The 16,420-nt window shown below is 39.6% G+C and carries 18 protein-coding genes; 2 read left to right on the top strand and 16 right to left on the bottom strand.

What is annotated here, in order from left to right:
• Nucleotides 1-28 precede the first annotated feature (28 nt).
• Nucleotides 29-724 (bottom strand): carboxypeptidase-like regulatory domain-containing protein, encoded by a 696-nt coding sequence (locus tag ACPPVU_RS11350; RefSeq protein WP_426671822.1) that lies wholly within the window; start codon nucleotides 722-724, stop codon nucleotides 29-31.
• A 159-nt stretch (nucleotides 725-883) separates the two neighbouring features.
• Here ACPPVU_RS11350 and ACPPVU_RS11345 point away from each other — a divergent pair, with 159 nt between their 5' ends.
• The gene (locus ACPPVU_RS11345) at nucleotides 884-2,881 is read left to right on the top strand and encodes a M1 family metallopeptidase (RefSeq protein ID WP_426671821.1); all 1,998 of its coding nucleotides are present in this window, start codon (nucleotides 884-886) and stop codon (nucleotides 2,879-2,881) included.
• A 108-nt stretch (nucleotides 2,882-2,989) separates the two neighbouring features.
• Here ACPPVU_RS11345 and ACPPVU_RS11340 read toward each other — a convergent pair whose 3' ends face one another.
• The 13 genes from ACPPVU_RS11340 to ACPPVU_RS11280 all read right to left on the bottom strand — a co-directional run bounded on the left by ACPPVU_RS11340 (nucleotide 2,990) and on the right by ACPPVU_RS11280 (nucleotide 14,386).
• A complete protein-coding gene (locus ACPPVU_RS11340; RefSeq protein WP_426671820.1) occupies nucleotides 2,990-3,520 on the bottom strand; it encodes a DUF4337 domain-containing protein in 531 nt (176 codons plus the stop codon).
• Between the two features lie 137 nt (nucleotides 3,521-3,657).
• On the bottom strand, nucleotides 3,658-4,227 hold the full coding sequence (locus ACPPVU_RS11335) for a Maf family nucleotide pyrophosphatase (protein ID WP_426671819.1): 570 nt from the start codon (nucleotides 4,225-4,227) through the stop codon (nucleotides 3,658-3,660).
• Between the two features lie 87 nt (nucleotides 4,228-4,314).
• Nucleotides 4,315-4,836, bottom strand: coding sequence for a KdsC family phosphatase (locus ACPPVU_RS11330; protein ID WP_426671818.1), 522 nt, complete (start codon nucleotides 4,834-4,836; stop codon nucleotides 4,315-4,317).
• Nucleotides 4,837-4,920: 84 nt separating this feature from the next.
• Nucleotides 4,921-5,163 carry a Fe-S cluster assembly protein IscX gene (gene iscX, locus ACPPVU_RS11325; RefSeq protein ID WP_426671817.1) on the bottom strand — a complete coding sequence of 81 codons (243 nt, stop codon included), beginning with the start codon at nucleotides 5,161-5,163 and terminating at the stop codon, nucleotides 4,921-4,923.
• An 89-nt stretch (nucleotides 5,164-5,252) separates the two neighbouring features.
• A complete protein-coding gene (locus tag ACPPVU_RS11320; protein ID WP_426671816.1) occupies nucleotides 5,253-5,585 on the bottom strand; it encodes a 2Fe-2S iron-sulfur cluster-binding protein in 333 nt (110 codons plus the stop codon).
• A 31-nt stretch (nucleotides 5,586-5,616) separates the two neighbouring features.
• Nucleotides 5,617-6,399 (bottom strand): Rossmann-like and DUF2520 domain-containing protein, encoded by a 783-nt coding sequence (locus tag ACPPVU_RS11315; protein ID WP_426671815.1) that lies wholly within the window; start codon nucleotides 6,397-6,399, stop codon nucleotides 5,617-5,619.
• A gap of 39 nt (nucleotides 6,400-6,438) precedes the next feature.
• Nucleotides 6,439-8,895 carry a cytochrome c biogenesis protein CcsA gene (gene ccsA / locus ACPPVU_RS11310; protein ID WP_426671814.1) on the bottom strand — a complete coding sequence of 819 codons (2,457 nt, stop codon included), beginning with the start codon at nucleotides 8,893-8,895 and terminating at the stop codon, nucleotides 6,439-6,441.
• Between the two features lie 8 nt (nucleotides 8,896-8,903).
• The gene (locus ACPPVU_RS11305; RefSeq protein ID WP_426671813.1) at nucleotides 8,904-9,314 is read right to left on the bottom strand and encodes a cytochrome c maturation protein CcmE; all 411 of its coding nucleotides are present in this window, start codon (nucleotides 9,312-9,314) and stop codon (nucleotides 8,904-8,906) included.
• Between the two features lie 208 nt (nucleotides 9,315-9,522).
• Complete coding sequence (locus ACPPVU_RS11300; protein WP_426671812.1) at nucleotides 9,523-10,959, bottom strand: Glu/Leu/Phe/Val family dehydrogenase; 1,437 nt, start codon at nucleotides 10,957-10,959, stop codon at nucleotides 9,523-9,525.
• 153 nt (nucleotides 10,960-11,112) lie between these two features.
• A complete protein-coding gene (locus ACPPVU_RS11295; protein ID WP_426671811.1) occupies nucleotides 11,113-11,322 on the bottom strand; it encodes a CcmD family protein in 210 nt (69 codons plus the stop codon).
• A 57-nt stretch (nucleotides 11,323-11,379) separates the two neighbouring features.
• Complete coding sequence (locus tag ACPPVU_RS11290; protein ID WP_426671810.1) at nucleotides 11,380-12,054, bottom strand: cytochrome c biogenesis protein; 675 nt, start codon at nucleotides 12,052-12,054, stop codon at nucleotides 11,380-11,382.
• 241 nt (nucleotides 12,055-12,295) lie between these two features.
• Nucleotides 12,296-13,465, bottom strand: coding sequence for a carboxypeptidase-like regulatory domain-containing protein (locus tag ACPPVU_RS11285; RefSeq protein ID WP_426671809.1), 1,170 nt, complete (start codon nucleotides 13,463-13,465; stop codon nucleotides 12,296-12,298).
• 237 nt (nucleotides 13,466-13,702) lie between these two features.
• Entirely contained in the window at nucleotides 13,703-14,386 is a 684-nt protein-coding gene (locus ACPPVU_RS11280; protein WP_426671808.1) for a heme exporter protein CcmB, read from the bottom strand.
• 205 nt (nucleotides 14,387-14,591) lie between these two features.
• On the opposite strand from ACPPVU_RS11280, the gene ACPPVU_RS11275 reads away from it, so the two are divergent.
• Nucleotides 14,592-15,011, top strand: a complete 420-nt coding sequence (locus ACPPVU_RS11275) for a methylated-DNA--[protein]-cysteine S-methyltransferase (RefSeq protein WP_426672196.1) — start codon at nucleotides 14,592-14,594, stop codon at nucleotides 15,009-15,011.
• On the opposite strand, the gene ACPPVU_RS11270 is transcribed toward ACPPVU_RS11275, so the two are convergent.
• Nucleotides 15,008-15,598, bottom strand: a complete 591-nt coding sequence (locus ACPPVU_RS11270) for a chemotaxis protein CheB (RefSeq protein WP_426671807.1) — start codon at nucleotides 15,596-15,598, stop codon at nucleotides 15,008-15,010. The two genes, ACPPVU_RS11275 and ACPPVU_RS11270, sit on opposite strands and share 4 nt — an antisense overlap.
• Nucleotides 15,588-16,418 carry a CheR family methyltransferase gene (locus tag ACPPVU_RS11265; protein WP_426671806.1) on the bottom strand — a complete coding sequence of 277 codons (831 nt, stop codon included), beginning with the start codon at nucleotides 16,416-16,418 and terminating at the stop codon, nucleotides 15,588-15,590. The genes ACPPVU_RS11270 and ACPPVU_RS11265 overlap by 11 nt, the downstream gene beginning before the upstream one ends.
• Nucleotides 16,419-16,420 lie beyond the last annotated feature (2 nt).

Here is a 16,420-nt window from a genome sequence, read left to right as displayed (position 1 = left end):
TATTTTCTGCTATATAGTCTATAACGGATTAATACGATGTTATAACAACTTCGCCCATAGTTGTTGGAGCCACTTTCATAACAATACGATATTGCTGAAGTTGCGTGTTAGTTAACCGTATTTGCTGCAAAACATAACCAACATAGGATACTGTAAGCGCATCAGTTGAATTCGGAACATTTATCATAAAATCACCTAACACATCAGTCTGTGTACCAATATTTGTACCTTTTAATTTTATCACTGCTCCAGCAATTGGCAAACCATCATCACTCCCGGTCACCCTGCCTTTGATTGTCCGATATTTTAGTGACTCTGGCATTACTACTTTACCAAGCATGAATTTGTCTACCTTCGGTTTATTATTACTCTTGGTGGTATCTGTAGTACTAACTATAACCGGCTTAGTTTCCCCATTTGCTTTAAATAATGGCAATGATCCAAACAAGCCCATTACTACTACTATGCGTTTCCACCAATTTGTAGCAGACAGATTTTTGACATAAAGCCAATGGTTAACATTGTTTAATTGCGCCTGATCAAACCTGCCGCAAACATTATTTTTTGTCGATAGATGGTTGATTATTTCGTTATTAGTCATTATTGTAAAATCCACTACTGTCTTGCAGCAATGTTCACAATGCCTTCCTTCCTTAACTTCATTCATTTGTTGCCATGATTGATGGCAGGCCTGTGGGATAGTAATATTTTTGATAGTAGTCATGATGTTTTTATTACAAGATGCTTTTCAACATACATTTCCATAAGGCGCATTAAAAAAATTCATTGTTAACCTTGCAATTGCCATCAGATTGTATCATTCCTAAAGTAAATTAAATAATAAAGGCATCATTTGTATATTGCAGCTTTATTGTTGTGAACTATGAAAATAAAGTTTATACCCCTATGTTTTGTCCTGCTTTTAGCTTTTTCTGTACATGCTCAAAGAAAAAGCAGACCTGCCACAGTTGATACCTTGATCTCCAATTATGAGCCCGCAGATCTATTCTCGCCAATGTTCTATCCGGAAAGAGGAAATGACAGGCATGCTGCCAATGGCGAACCGGGTCCAAAATATTGGCAAAACCGGGTAAATTATCAGTTAAAAGCCAATCTGGATACAGTCACAAAAACTCTGGCTGCAAATGAAGAAATTGAGTATATCAATAATAGTCCGGATGCGCTGCAATATTTATGGTTGCAATTAGATCAGAATACCTATAAAAAAGATGCACGGTCGAATTTTGAGACTGGCTCAGCACCTTTAACCAACTTACATACCGAGGGTTACCAGATCGAATCGGTGTTTATTACCGATGATAAAGTAAAACACAAGGCTGATTTTATTATATCAGATAGTCGCATGCAAATTCGTTTACCTAAAGCATTGACGGGTAATGGTGGTAGAATAAAACTCAGCATTAAATACAACTATACCATACCGGGCAATTTTGGTGGACGGACGGATTACGTTGACACCAAGAATGGAAAAATCTATGAAATAGCCCAGTGGTTCCCACGGATGTGTGTTTATGATGATAGTGAAGGTTGGGACACGTTGCCATTTTTAGGAAGCGGCGAGTTTTATCTTGAATATGGTGATATCGACTATGAAGTTACTGTTCCGGCAGATATGATTGTGGCAGGCTCTGGAGAATTAGTAAATCCTACCCAGGTTTTAACCCCAACCCAGATCAGCAGGCTTGCAGCAGCTCGCAACAGTGATAAAACGGTGATGATACGCAATATAGATGAGGTTAACAGCCCGTCTTCACGCCCGACGCATTCAGGAGTGCTTACCTGGCATTTTAAAATGAGTAACACACGTGATGTTGCTTTCGGCGCATCAAAGGCTTATGTATGGGATGCTGCACGGGTAAATTTACCGGACGGTAAGAAGTCATTGGCGATGTCAGTCTATCCGGTAGAAAGTGCCGGGAATGATGCATGGGGAAGGGCTACAGAATACCTAAAAAAATCCATGGAATATTTTTCCGAGCAATGGTTTGTATACCCCTATCCTGTTGCTGTAAACGAAGCCGGTATAGCCGGTGGCATGGAATATCCCGGTATTGTATTTGATGGTATTACCGATAAAGGAAAGGACTTATACGGAGTTACAGCTCATGAGATTGGTCACAACTGGTTCCCGATGATCGTAGGCTCTAATGAGCGCCGGTATGCTTTTATGGATGAAGGCTTCAATACTTTTATTGATATTTATGCACAGGATGCTTTTAATAATGGCGAATTCGGTCCAAAACGTGACGGGGAATATGCACCAGGCGGCGGTAATCCTGCACATGAGATCGTTGCTACGATCATTGATCCCGATGCTCCCACCATTATGACTGCTGCAGATGCTGTTCCTGAAAAATATCGTCATCCTATAGAATATTTTAAACCGGCTTTCGGTTTGGTTTTGCTGCGCGAACAGATTTTAGGTAAAGACAGGTTTGATTATGCCTTCAAAAATTATATCCGCAAATGGGCCTACAAACATCCGCAGCCTGATGATTTTTTCCGCTCGATGGATAACGGAGCTGGCGAAGACCTTTCGTGGTTCTGGAAAGGCTGGTTCTACAATAACCTTAAACTCGACCTGGAGCTGGTTGGAGCAGAATATGTAGATAACGATCCTAAAAAGGGCCTACAGGTAAGCGTAATTAACCTCGAGGCAATGGCTATGCCTTTTACTGTAGAAGTTGTTTTAAAAGACGGCAGCAAACAACGGATGCAAATACCGGTTGAAGCATGGTTGCAAAACAAATTGATAAATTTCACAGTGCCAACTACTCAAGAAGTTACCAAAGTAACCATTGACCCGGATGCGGCCTTACCTGATATAAACAGGGGAAATAACGGATTTGTATTTAGATAGATAGAATTCGTCTGAACCATGATTTATATGATTAAGAGATTACTATGATTCAATAGACCATCATAGTAAATCCTAAAATCCTGTGATCATAGTTCAGACAATGACCCTTTACATCAGCCCTACAATAAACTGAAATATACCTACGGCAAATAATACCAGGCTGATATACCAGAGCGGTCTTTTCTTGGATAAAATGGAGACCGCCGAAATGGATATAGCTATTTGGAAAAAGGTAACTGCACGTGCCAGGATCATATCTTTGCCCAGGTGTGCTGCTGATTCTTTTTCCAGCTCTTCAGCTTTTTCCTGTATCTTTTTTTGATCTTCTTTTAGCTTGGCCTTTCTGGCTGCTGCGGAAGTATCGGCTGTTGTCTTTGAAAAATTTATTTTTGTAACTGCATCCGCCACTTCGGCCTTAATGCCTTTTGCATTATAATAAGCCCATTGGTCTGACGCTTTCATTTGAGTGATCAGTGCTTCATTGGACTGATGCCCTGCCATTAAACTGCTTAAGGCGGCAAAAGCGGCCATAAACGCTGTAGAAATAGCTACCAGCATTGACCATTTATCATGGCTTTCATGAGCAGCTTCGTGTATGTGTTCGTGTAAATGTTCGGTGGGTACTTCTGGATCTTCCATTTTTATTTATAAGGCTTTTCAATTGGGCATAAAAATAATGACAAATTAGAATTATTCATTCTATAATTTGCTTTTCACTAACGATGAAATTTTAATAATGAATTCGCCTTTTTAACGATGATTAGCTGGTAATGGTTCTATACTAACCGCATTAATTGCTGATATAATTTCTCGGTAGGTAGCCCTACAACATTGGTATAGGAACCATCGATACGCTCAATACCTGTAAGACCAATCCATTCCTGTATACCATAAGCTCCGGCTTTATCCAAAGGCTCATATTTATCAACGTAAAAATTGATCTCTTCGGTAGTCAGCTTGCGGAAAAATACTTCCGAAACATCATGGAACAGGTTGTATTTGTGTTTATGTAAAATACATACACCTGTTATTACCTTATGTACTTTACCCGATAGCATTTGCAGCATTTCAACAGCATGGGCTTTTGTTTCAGGTTTACCAAGTATATGCCCGTCTACACTTACAATAGTATCTGCAGTGAGCACGATCTCATCATCAACAGATTCATCAAAGGCTTTAGCTTTTTTCTCAGCAATGTAAACAGCAATTTCCTCAGGAGTTAGGTTATCCGGATAAGATTCATCAACATCTTTTAATACAATGCGGAAATCAACATCCATCAAACGCAAAAGCTCCTGTCTGCGCGGTGATTTGGAAGCGAGAATAATTTTTATTCTATTGTTCATGGTTCATAGATCATTGTTCATAGCTGATTGTTGGTTAGTAGATTTCATTTTACTATGAACTATCAACCATTTGCCATGAACCAAACTCTACCAGCTATACGCCTGTTCACTCATCCATTTCCCCTGTACTTTCAGTACTTTTTCGATTACATCCCGAACAGCGCCTTTTCCACCTTTATTTGGTGAAATATAAGCGCTGATGGCTTTTACCTCTTCGGCAGCGTCCGCAGGGCAAACTGCCAGGCCGGCTAATTTCATTACTTCCAGATCCGGGATATCATCACCCATAAATAAAACACTTGCAGGCAGCACATGCTTTTCTTCGAGGTATAATCTAAAATTTTCAGTCTTGGTATGGGCACCTACATAAACACTTTTTACCCCAAGGCTATTCAAGCGATGGATAGGTATTTTTGAACGGCTTCCGGAAATAGCACATACATTATAGCCGCATTTAACAGCAAGCTGAATGGCATAACCATCTTTAATATTGAACTGTCTCGCCTGCTCTCCATTTTCCATTACGTATACGGAGCCATCGGTAAGTACGCCATCAACATCAAAAATGAAGGTTGAAATATCTTTTAATTTATGTAGAAATGATTCCATTGTTTGTCATTGGTCAATAGTCAATTGTCATTAGTTGCTTTATTTTTTACTTATGCAAACTGCCAACTAAAAACTGCTAACTGATTATTGGTTATCACGCCACTCGTAAACCCAGGCTGACTGAATCTGTTCAAGATGTCCTTCGTTTGATTCTTCGCGCTTGCCTATAAAATTTGGCAGGCTGAGCACCCACTCCAGCAGTTCGGTAAAACGGATACGGTATATTTTTGATTCGTCAAAATCATCACCAAACTTTTCGTAAAGCTCAATGGCGATGTCTTCATAATCGTTCCATTTAATGGGAAGGGTAAATTTATTGTCGGTCATTTTTTTTGTTTTACGTGGTACGTTATACGTATTACGTTATATAATTTACAAGCTTATGTATAACGTATTACGTCATACGTAGAACGTCATTAGTGGCCCATAAAATCGGATTGATTGGGCAGGGTAACTTCAATATCGCCATCGATAATCACGCATTGGCAACCCAGTCTTGAATTGATTCGCGGGTTAACTGCACGGTCAATAAAATCTTCCTCTTTATCAGATATTTCCTGGATATTATCCATTCCTTTGTTTACATAGATATGGCAGGTACTGCATCCACATACGCCACCACAATTGTGTTGTAATTCGATGCCATTTTCAAGACAAACATCCAATACCGACTCGCCTTCGGCAATTGGCAGTTCCACAGGTTCATGCCCTTTCTCCTCAAAGCTTATCTTTACTTTAAAAATATTCATTAGGGCAAAAGTAACAAAATTTAGCTATGCCTTACCCCTGTTTATCCATTTTGATAATACCCTGACTTAACAGCTTGTATAGCTGTTGTAACTCAGGATTTTCATGCAACAATTGCAGGTGCGCATTCATGGTTTTCTCATCATTTCGTACGGCCGGACCGGTTTGTACGCTGGCAGGCAAATGCTCCTGAACCTTTTCGGCGGTTTCCAGGATCAAAGGCCTAAGCAGGTCGAATGGCAGTTTTTGATCCGCCAGTAATTGTTGCGACAGATAGTAAAGGTAGTTTGTGAAATTACAGGCAAATACTGCTGCTAAATGCAAAGTTTTACGTTCGGCAGAATTGATTCTATAAACATTTTGGGTAATAGCATAAGCCAGTTCATTCAGTTGTGAAGTGATCTGTTCATTTGCCCCTTCAATACAAAGCGGCACTGTGTCAAAGTTTACTTCTTTTGTTTTGCTGAAGGTTTGCAGCGGATAAAACACGCCTGCATTTTGAGTACGCTTTAATAGAACCTGCAAGTCAGTAGCCCCGGAAGTATGGACGATTAACTTTTGATATTTAGCCAGGATGGATGCAATAGCTTCAATAGCGTCATCCTTAACAGCGATCACGAATAAGTCTGTCTCGGGATTGATCTGCTCAAGGCTATCAATAGCTTCAGCCTTAACATGATAGGCAAGCAAAGAGGCATTGTGCATATCCCGACTGTAAACCTGCACAATGCTGTGCCCGCCATTTTTAAAAGCCGCTGCCAGATGGGTAGCTACATTCCCTGAGCCTATAATGGTGATGCGCATATATGAAGTCAAACTTACGAAGTTTTATAAACTTCGTAAGTTTATAACGGACTAAACCGTCTTCAACTCTTTATTCCTTCTGAATATGGACAGTAAAAATCCGATCACCATAATCACTGTACCTGACCATAAGAAGCCAATAAAAGGAAAATCAAGTGCACTCAACACAATCCACGGCTTTTTATTTTCGGGCTGTTGATATACCATGATCTCCACTTTGTTTTTCTCAGGTATAATTTTTGAAAAACGAAGCTTTAAGCCTACATCATCAACTTTGCGGGCAAAGTCAAATACGCTGTTTTTCTTGATCATAAATACGGGCTCTGACTCGTAGGTTTTACCATGCGAAGAAACTTCCAATTTAGCACCAATGGCTATATCACTACCGGTAATTGGTATATCCTGTAAATTGGCATTCTTATTTAATCCTTTAAATATCACGTAACCTTCTCTGAAACGTATGGTATCTCCAACAGATACCTCATGCGTAATAGGCGCATCATAATTCTTATCATCATCTTCAGCACCATGGGCTGCATCTGCGCCGTCCGCATTTGGTCTCTCCTTAGCTACCGGGATTACCGTTACATTGGTATACAGATCATGAAATAGATAATGCTTAGTATCGGGAGATGGTGTTATGCCCATTTGCGGATTGATCTGCGCATTTGGTTTCAGTGTAAACTCTTCGGTTAACTTACCGCTATTATTATAACGTTTATAATTAACCTTATAATAATGATTTGGTAGTGCTACTGAATCGCCTACATAAGTAATGGTATAATCACCCATTTTAAGCGGTTCATTTTTGTAGAGCATCACGTTTTCACGTTCATTAGCCGTTTTATTAAAATCAGCGATGTCAATGCCTTTATCGTTTGTAGAAACCACCTTGCGGGTACCTGCAGCTATCAATGCCCCGACAAGCATTAGCCCAAAACCTATGTGTGCAACTGCTGAGCCGGCCAATTTAAACTTACCTTTAAAAGCATCTGCCAATACCTTGGCATTTACTATAATAGAATACACAGATGCCAGCATCACCAAAAGGAATACAAACCGCAGTTTATATAAACCTGATGCATAAATGATCAATGCCGCAATCAGTGTGGCAAAAATAAGGTAAAGTATAGTGGTAATAAAGAACCGGGTAATATCGCTTTTTTTATATTTTAAGAATTGTGTAAATCCTGTCAGCAAAGCAATGATTACAGCGAAAGATCCCTGTATAACGTTGTAATGTGTAACCAATTCTGTAGGAGGTGCCAGCTTGGTGCCAAACATCTTATTCCATACTGGTATCGATGTTACCAGTACAAGGTGAAAGCAGGATAAGCCTAAAAATATTGCTCCAACAAACATCCAGAACTCACGTGAGTAGGTTTCTTCTTCTTTTTTGGTGATCGGTAATTCTTTCCATCGCACGACTAAAAAGTAGATAGATAATGCCAGAAATATCAATATGTAGATGACTAACTGCCAGAACATGCCCAGATCAGTAAAGGCGTGTACAGATGTATCTCCCAGCACGCCACTACGGGCAAGAAAAGACGAATACAGCACCATTATAAAGCTCAGCAATACCAGTATAGTCGCTGTAACATAGGAATGACCTGTGTTTTTAAAAACGATCAATACGTGTAAGCCGCCCACCAACGTAAGCCACGGGAAAATGGAGGCATTCTCTACCGGGTCCCAGGCCCAGAAACCACCAAAGTTGAGTGATTCATAAGCCCAAAGTGAACCCATGATAACTCCAATGCCTAATATCATTACTGCAAACAGTGCATAAGAAATAGCAGGATTAACCCATTCTTTATAGCGTTTTTGCCAAAGCCCTGCAATAGCATATGAAAAAGGAATTACCACTGATGCTAACCCTAAAAATAAGGTCGGCGGGTGTATTACCATCCAGTAATTTTGTAGAAGGGGGTTCATGCCCTGTCCGTCTTTTATAAAGCTTAAATAATCAGGGTTTGAAAATATAGGGGCTTCTATTGCATTTCTTAATAATAAGAACGGAGAGCTGCCCAATCTCATCCCAAAAAATTCGATACCCAATATCATAGATGCCAGCAAAACCTGGGATAGGGATACAACGGTCATTACCGGCTGTTCCCATGATTTTGCACGACGAATAAGAATATTACCTAATACCGCCTGCCAAAATGTCCAGAGTAAAAAGCCCCCCTCCTGTCCGTTCCAGAAACCCGATACAATATAATAGACCGGCAGATCCCTGGAAGTGTAAGACCAGGCATAATGGTATTCAAAATAATGGTTGTAAATAACATAGAATAAGCAGACACCAACCCCAAAAATAGATAGGCTATTGGCGTAAAAAGCTATACGTGCCATCTTAAGCCACGACCTGTCGAGCTTATTGGTATTGGTTGTAGCGAAGTAGTAACTTATGGCAGACAGAAGCGCCGCACCAAATGAGAGAACAACAAAAATTTGACCTAAATGCCCGGGTAAAAGGTGTTCGCCTTTATAAGCTGTATCCATTAAAATTATTATATAGTGGCTTTTTTAGCGCCGGCCTCAGTAACCTCAACCTTGTCCTGTGTGTATTTAGAAGGGCATTTCATTTGGATGTATGATGCATGGAACTCATTCCCTCTCATCTCTCCTACCAGCACTATTTGTTCTGAACGTTCAAAGTCTTGTGGTTTAGTACCAGAGAAAACAACTTTGCATTCGTCACCCTTCTTATCCTTCATAAAAAATGAAAAATAGTTGGCGTCTTTAGCTGCGTCGTAGTATAGTTCCTTCTGTTTATCAAGAAAACCTATCACATGCAGCTGGCCATTAGTGCTTTTTGCATCTTTAAATGTTCCGTACGTACTGGTATTGGCATACAGGCTGATTATTACAGCAATAGCAACTGCTATAGTAACTAAACCCAAAATTGAACTTTTCTTCATCAGCGATTTTTCCTTCTGTTTCAGGACTACAAAAATACAAAACGTTGAGTTAATAATGATTATTACAAGATATTAATCTTATTTAGAATCGTTCTTAAGCCCCTTCACCCCTAAAGGGGAGCCATTATAGCAAAAAAAATGTCAATACATTCAATAAAATGCATTGACATTATAAAATACTTATCCCCCTTTAGGGGGCCAGGGGGGTTTATGGCCAAACGCCTAAGTTTTGATAAGACACTGCAATTTTATTGATAGCGCCAACAAAGGCAGCTGTACGCAGGGTATCAATTTTGGGAGTGTTTATAAATGTCTCCCTTATCTCGTGGTATGAACGGATCATAGTATCTTCCAATCCTGAGTTTACCAATTCAAGCTCTGATGCTCCTTTTACGATGATGGAACGCTGTAGGGGTGTTAAAGCAACACCGGTAAGGCCTTCAACCATGTTTACCAGGTTGGTATTTGCAGTTTCTTCAAAACGGCGGTTCATACGGCCAAAAGCTACGTGAGACAGGTTTTTCAACCACTCGAAATAGGATACCGTTACACCACCCGCATTGGCATACATGTCCGGGATGATCATACCACCATTTTGGTAAATGATAGCTTCTGCTTCCGGTGATGTTGGACCGTTAGCGCCCTCGGCAATAATTTTTGCTTTGATATTTTTAGCATTGGCTGCGGTGATCTGGTTTTCTAAAGCTGCCGGAACCAGGATATCACATGGCTGCTCTAAACCTTCCATTGAGTTTTTAAATTCTTTTTTAGCACCGGCATAACCAAATATCGATCCCGTTGCTTTGCGGTGCTGGAATACAGCTTCCACATCCAGTCCATCTTCATTATAGATAGCGCCTTCAAATTCACATAAGCCTACGATAACAGCACCAAATTCGGCAAGGAACTTGGCTGAATGGTAACCCACATTACCTAATCCCTGCACGATAACTCTTTTGCCAGCTATACCCGGTAGCAGGCCTACTTTTTTCATATCCTCGGCCACGTTTACACATTCGCGCACAGCAATAGCCACGCCCCTGCCTGTTGCTTCACGACGGCCAGCGATACCATGCAAAGCGATAGGTTTACCGGTAACACAACCCATAGCATCTAACTGGCCTGGGTTCATTGTAGCATAAGTGTCAGCTATCCAGCTCATCTCACGTTCTCCCGAACCGTAATCTGGTGCAGGTACGTCAATGCTTGGGCCGATAAAGTTTTTCTTAATCAATTCCACAGTATAACGGCGGGTGATATTCTCTAACTCCTGTACCGTGTAGTTTTTTGGGTTGATCTTGATACCGCCTTTAGCACCGCCAAATGGTACGTTAACAATAGCGCATTTGTAGGTCATAAGGGCTGAAAGCGCCATCACTTCATCCTCATTAACCATTTCGCTGTAGCGGATACCACCTTTGGTTGGCGACTGGTGCTGAGAGTGCTCTACCCTCCATGCGTCTATCACTTCAAAACCATTTCCCTTACGAATTGGGAAGCGAAAACGATAAACACTGTTACATGATTTAATCTGGTCGAGCAGCCCGGCATCATGTCTTGTAAATTGTGCTGCGTAATCAAAATTCTTACAAACGTCGCCGAAGAAATGAGTGTCCTGATCAGCGATCGAATTATTATTTGCCATATTTTAGAATTGAATTATTATTATATCCTTAAAAAAGTGTACAAATTTCACGCAAAATTTATCAATATTGCAAATATAATTGTTGGTATTTTAGCTACACTTTAAAAGATAAAGCAAAATCCATGTTTAAACAACATAGGTCTATTTTTTGAACTAATTTCCTTTTTCGATTTTTTTCAATCTCCTGTCAATAGAGAATAAATAAATAGCCAGGCCAATGAAAATAATGGAGATAGTTGCTATCACAACATAAATTTTCCCCGAACTACGCATCGTATCAGCCATATCTACATTGTTCGGTTGCTGAGCAAAAGCAGCTACATTGATCAGTGCTAAACAGAATAAAATCAAAAGTCTTTTCATCAGGTATTTTTATTTAAAGGCCATCCAATCCTTGAGAAAATGGATCAGGCCAGAACGTCAATTTATGCTATTCCTTTTATATTCAATTAAACGTATGCGGTAACGAATGGTTGCTATCCAAATTGCAAGCAAGCTCCATCCCAGCATTGCGGGGTAAAAAGCTATTTTCATTCCATTATCAAGGTCATATTTTCCAAATGCCGGATTACCACCACTACCAGGATGTAAGGAGTCTGTCATTCTTGGTAAGATAAATATCAAAACAACCATAACCGGGAAAGCAAAAATATTGTAGATGGCGGATATTTTAGCGCGTTTCTGTTCCTCATCAATAGAGTTGCGCAGTACCAGGTAAGCGCAATACAATAAAAATGCGATAGCGGCACTATTCTGTTTAGGATCACCGCTCCAAAATTCGCCCCAGGTATATTTGGCCCAAAGCATGCCGGTGATCAAACCTAAGGAATAAAAGAGAAGACCTGTATTTACACACTCAACAGCGGCGAGGTCGTATTCCTCTTTCCCTGTATTCAAATATTTAACACTATAAAAAACGGAAATCACGAACACTGAAAGCATTCCCATCCACATAGGTACGTGGAAGTATAAATTTCGTATAGTTTCGTGGAGGATAGGCAGTGTAGGCACCTTAAAAAGTAACCCAGTTGTTAGTGTCGAAAAGACCAGCAGAACAGCCAATACCTTCCACCACGTTTGATAAATAATTTTCATATTGATTTGTGCTGGCAAAGGTACGTTGTTGAGGTGAAAGGTAAAAGGATAAAGGTGAAAGGTTTTAATATCGAATAATGAATGCAGAACATCGAATCATGAAGTATCAAATCGTTGCCCTGTTGCTTTAGCGCGGAGGCGAGAAATTAAATTATTCTTATGGCTTTAGCCGAATACAAGCAGTTATTTAGCTAAGGCTCTAAAGCTGATTATTTTGTATGCTAATTATAATTTAATATGATCACTTATCCTGATCAGGAGAGTAATCATAAGGTAGCAGTTCTGCAAGCTTTGCTTTTGACCAGGTACCTTCATTCAGCGGCGCGCCTTCAAATACGACCCCATTCATATCAAATACAGCATAGGGACCCATTAAAGTAAGCACGCTTGTTTCAAAATTTTCCATATCTAATGGACGATACAGATCTTTAAAATCAGTTTCTTCATGTCTTTTGGTATAAATCACATAAAGGCATTCGGTAAAGCTGATAACAAACAGCCCCTGTTTGCTGGTGTTGGTAAATATTTGGTAAGGCTGCAAAGGCTCCTTACTAAGATATTCATGGTAATATTTCGAAAGGTTTTCCTTGCCTATCCAAAAATTCAGGGAGTCGTGGTTATAATGTTCACGATCTCTGAATTGCTTTATTTTTTGAAGGATCAATCCTTCCTGCGGGCGCTCCACATTAAGTTCCCTGTGCAATCTCTTTATTTGAAAACCTTCCTCAGTTAGTTTTCCGCTATATAATGATTTATAAAAATGGCGTGATGAACCGTAATAGGTCTGTTGTCTTCTTAATTTCCAGAGTTTCTTTTGCTCAGCACTACCGGGAAGGTCCTGGAAAACGGCTTTTCCCTGCCAGGAAATAATACCTGTAATACCATTATTAGAGAAAGTGTCTATCAGAAATTTCACCCGATAACCCAGCGCTTTATTATCCATCACCAGGAAATCATCAGACCAGGCCTCCAAAGTATGTCGCCTGTTGCTATTCACTATGCTAACCACATGAGGGTTTTCAACCACACAGTCTTTTGCATTTTCTGATGTCCCGATAAAAGCTTTTTTGAATTCTTCCCAATTCTTCTTCCAGTCAGCATTACTTGCTATTACCACACCCCGCAACTGATTAACCTTGGGTAAAAGTACAATGGTGAGATTGATCGGATCTTTACCGACCAGTATAGTTTGCGAGTAATCCTGGTAACCAAGCGAAGATGCTACAATATCATATTGACCAGGTTTTACGCCAACCAAGCTGAACGAACCATCTTCTTGTGTTTCTGTTCCATAAGATGAGTTACTTAAAAATACATTGACCCTACCGATACCTTCGTGGGACACCGATGTAGTGACTTTTCCGGAGATAGTGATGGTTTGGGAATAAGCAGCAAAAGGTAGAAAAACCAATAACAGCAGGAGCCTTCTAAGACACATTTGCAATAATTACCTTAATGAGTTTATGACACGAATTAAGGTAATTATTATGAATTATTTATGAAAACAATATATTTTGATTATAATTTAATCTCTTTCTAATCTTAAAGTGAGCCTAAAAACTTCAATATAGCATCCTTGTCAGCTTTAAATAAACTTGCGAAATAGCTTTGTGAAACTTATAGATGAAAAATGAAAAGGTCTGAAGTATTAATCACGCCACAAATAAGGGAACAATAGTAGTGAGGTAGCGATAACAATAACGTTGATGGCACACAGAACCCCAATATTACCATAATTTGTACTGCGCTCTAATCCATCCATAGCGTTTTTGCTAAGGCGGACAAGCACAAGAATAACCGGAATAATAACAGGGAAGCTCAAAATAGCCATTAAAGTGCCGTTATTGCCTGCCTTTGAGGCGATGGCAGAGATCATTGTAAAAACTGTTGAGAAACTAATGCTTCCTAACAGTACTGATAAAAAATAGAAAAGAGGATCGCCGATTGTATTGGTAAAAAAAAGCAGGTAAACCAGCAAAGCCAGTATGCTTAACAGCGACATTAATAACACATTGTAAATAATTTTCGATAGTATAATAGCTTGTGGACTTGCAATAGTATAATAATATAACAAACGTCCCTTACTCTCCTGCATAAAGCTTTTGGCGATAGCATTAACCGACGCAAAAAGCATAATGATCCAAAACAGTACATTCCAAACTACTGGATACCCTGTACTACCAGTAAAACCGGGTGTTAGGCTAAATGAAATGTAACATACAAACACGGTGGAAACCACATAAAGCAAAACTCCATTAAAGGCATATTTTGACCTCCACTCGAGCAATATCTCTTTTTTGATCAGGTTACGGGTTTGATTGAACAGTTCCATTTTTTGCAAAGATAGATTTTGTTTAGGTTAAAGGGGAAAGGTAAAAGAAGAAAGGTATTCCATGCGGATAAAAGTAATAAGGAAACCTTACTGACCCTTCGCCTTTCTCCTTTTACCTTTCACCTCTTTTAGTACCTTTACATATGCCAATTGCCCATTACCAAACATCTATTGGTATTGTCCGGATAACTGAAGAAGACAGCTTATAACTTCAGTTCATTTTCTGGATGATGAAGTTGAACTTATACCAGCTGATACACCGTTGTTGAAACTGGCAGTTCAACAGCTTAACGAATACTTTGAAGGTGAAAGGCTAGTTTTTGATTTCCCGATCAAACAGCAAGGCTCTGATTTTCAACAGGAGGTATGGCAATGTTTGCTGACTATCGGCTATGGAAAAACGATCAGCTACGCACATCAATCGAAGTTAATGAAAAGTCCATTGGCTATTCGTGCTATTGCATCTGCAAACGGGAAAAATCATTTAGCGATAGTAGTCCCCTGCCACAGAGTAATTGGCTCGGACGGAAGCCTTACAGGTTATGCTTGCGGTGTGTGGCGAAAAAAGTGGTTATTGGAACATGAGGCACGTGTAAGTGGTGTTGGGCAGACCAGCTTATTTTAATTTGTTCCCAGGATTTCGAATATTTCATCCGTCCTCATTATATATTCAGCTGCATTTATTTTAATAGCGGCTTTTGGCATATCAGGCATTTCCGCGTCGTCAGGATGTTGCACAATGGTCAATGATCCGCTATTACGCAGTTTAAGCAGTCCTGATGCGCCATCCCTGTTAGCACCCGAAAAAAGTATTGCTGTACAACGATCTTTATAAGCATCGGCCGCGCTTTCAAAAGTAACATCTATCGATGGTTTGGAATACCAAACATCATCAGACACATCCAAACTGAAATGACCATCTTTTTCAATCAATGTATGATAATTTGCCGGTGCAATATAAATCGTGTTCTTCCTGATCGGTTCTTTATCAGTGATCTCTTTCAATTTCATATTTGCATTTCCGGCAAAAAGCTTTTCTATCTCGCTTATATAATTTCTTTTCCGGTGAATAACAATAATCACTGTTTTTTCACAATCAGGCGAAAAACTTCGTATTACCGTGAATAAAAGCCTGAAGGCCCCTGCTGATCCACCCAGCAGCACGATATCCGACTTGCGCCATCGCTCGATAATTACCTTATCAATTTCCAACTTTCTGATAGATATTTTCCTTTTGGTTAATCACTTTAAATTTACTCTTAAAATCCGGAAACCTGATAGTTTCTTTACTGCCCAGGCACAAAAACCCTAGCGGACACAAACTTTTATAAAAGAGGTCTAATAATTTTTGCTGAAGTTCGGCCTCAAAATAAATAAACACGTTACGGCAGCTTATCATTTGGAACTCATTAAAAACGTTATCAGACACTAAGTTATGAATAGAAAATAAGGTATTTTGTTTCAATTCGCTGTGAATACTTGCAGCATCATACATAATGGTGAAATGGTCTGTTAGTGATCCGGGCAAATTACATAGCTGGTAATTTTCGGTATAGCTTTTTATTTTACGAAGGCTATAAATTCCTTTTCTTGCTTCGTCCAGCATCTCGGTATTAATGTCTGTCCCATAAATAAACGATTTTGCATTCAATCCGGATTCATTTAAAATGATTGCAAGCGAATAAACTTCCTCACCGGATGAACAACCTGCGCTCCAAACTCTTATGTGTTGAAAACTGGATAGATATGGTATAACCTGCGTAGTTAATGCTTTGTAAAAAGTTGGGTCGCGGAACATTTCAGTAACATTTACCGTTACCTCCTCCAAAAACCATTGGAAAAAATGAGGATCATTAATAAGCATATGTTTGAGCTCATAAAACCCCAGCTTTTTAAGCATCATTATCCTGGCAAGTCGTCTCTTTAATGATGCCTTTGAATAACACGAAAAATCGAAGCCCTGTACTTTTTTTACAAGATCAATAAGTTCATAAAGCTGTGGCTCTGTAACACCAACGATTGCATTCGCCATAA

Source organism: Mucilaginibacter sp. McL0603 (assembly GCF_049992945.1).
In the GTDB taxonomy this organism is placed as follows: domain Bacteria; phylum Bacteroidota; class Bacteroidia; order Sphingobacteriales; family Sphingobacteriaceae; genus Mucilaginibacter.
This window is presented reverse-complemented; position numbering and strand designations above follow the sequence as displayed.

What these genes read in the sequence shown, in the direction of transcription:
- ACPPVU_RS11280 (WP_426671808.1), bottom strand. Translation starts at nt 14,386, where the DNA reads ATGGAACTGTTCAATCAAACCCGTAACCTGATCAAAAAAGAGATATTG.
- ACPPVU_RS11320 (WP_426671816.1), bottom strand. Translation starts at nt 5,585, where the DNA reads ATGAATATTTTTAAAGTAAAGATAAGCTTTGAGGAGAAAGGGCATGAA.
- ACPPVU_RS11290 (WP_426671810.1), bottom strand. Translation starts at nt 12,054, where the DNA reads ATGAAAATTATTTATCAAACGTGGTGGAAGGTATTGGCTGTTCTGCTG.
- ACPPVU_RS11300 (WP_426671812.1), bottom strand. Translation starts at nt 10,959, where the DNA reads ATGGCAAATAATAATTCGATCGCTGATCAGGACACTCATTTCTTCGGC.
- ACPPVU_RS11340 (WP_426671820.1), bottom strand. Translation starts at nt 3,520, where the DNA reads ATGGAAGATCCAGAAGTACCCACCGAACATTTACACGAACACATACAC.
- ACPPVU_RS11305 (WP_426671813.1), bottom strand. Translation starts at nt 9,314, where the DNA reads ATGAAGAAAAGTTCAATTTTGGGTTTAGTTACTATAGCAGTTGCTATT.
- ACPPVU_RS11265 (WP_426671806.1), bottom strand. Translation starts at nt 16,418, where the DNA reads ATGGCGAATGCAATCGTTGGTGTTACAGAGCCACAGCTTTATGAACTT.
- ACPPVU_RS11350 (WP_426671822.1), bottom strand. Translation starts at nt 724, where the DNA reads ATGACTACTATCAAAAATATTACTATCCCACAGGCCTGCCATCAATCA.
- ACPPVU_RS11345 (WP_426671821.1), top strand. Translation starts at nt 884, where the DNA reads ATGAAAATAAAGTTTATACCCCTATGTTTTGTCCTGCTTTTAGCTTTT.
- ACPPVU_RS11335 (WP_426671819.1), bottom strand. Translation starts at nt 4,227, where the DNA reads ATGAACAATAGAATAAAAATTATTCTCGCTTCCAAATCACCGCGCAGA.
- ACPPVU_RS11330 (WP_426671818.1), bottom strand. Translation starts at nt 4,836, where the DNA reads ATGGAATCATTTCTACATAAATTAAAAGATATTTCAACCTTCATTTTT.
- iscX (WP_426671817.1), bottom strand. Translation starts at nt 5,163, where the DNA reads ATGACCGACAATAAATTTACCCTTCCCATTAAATGGAACGATTATGAA.
- ACPPVU_RS11295 (WP_426671811.1), bottom strand. Translation starts at nt 11,322, where the DNA reads ATGAAAAGACTTTTGATTTTATTCTGTTTAGCACTGATCAATGTAGCT.
- ccsA (WP_426671814.1), bottom strand. Translation starts at nt 8,895, where the DNA reads ATGGATACAGCTTATAAAGGCGAACACCTTTTACCCGGGCATTTAGGT.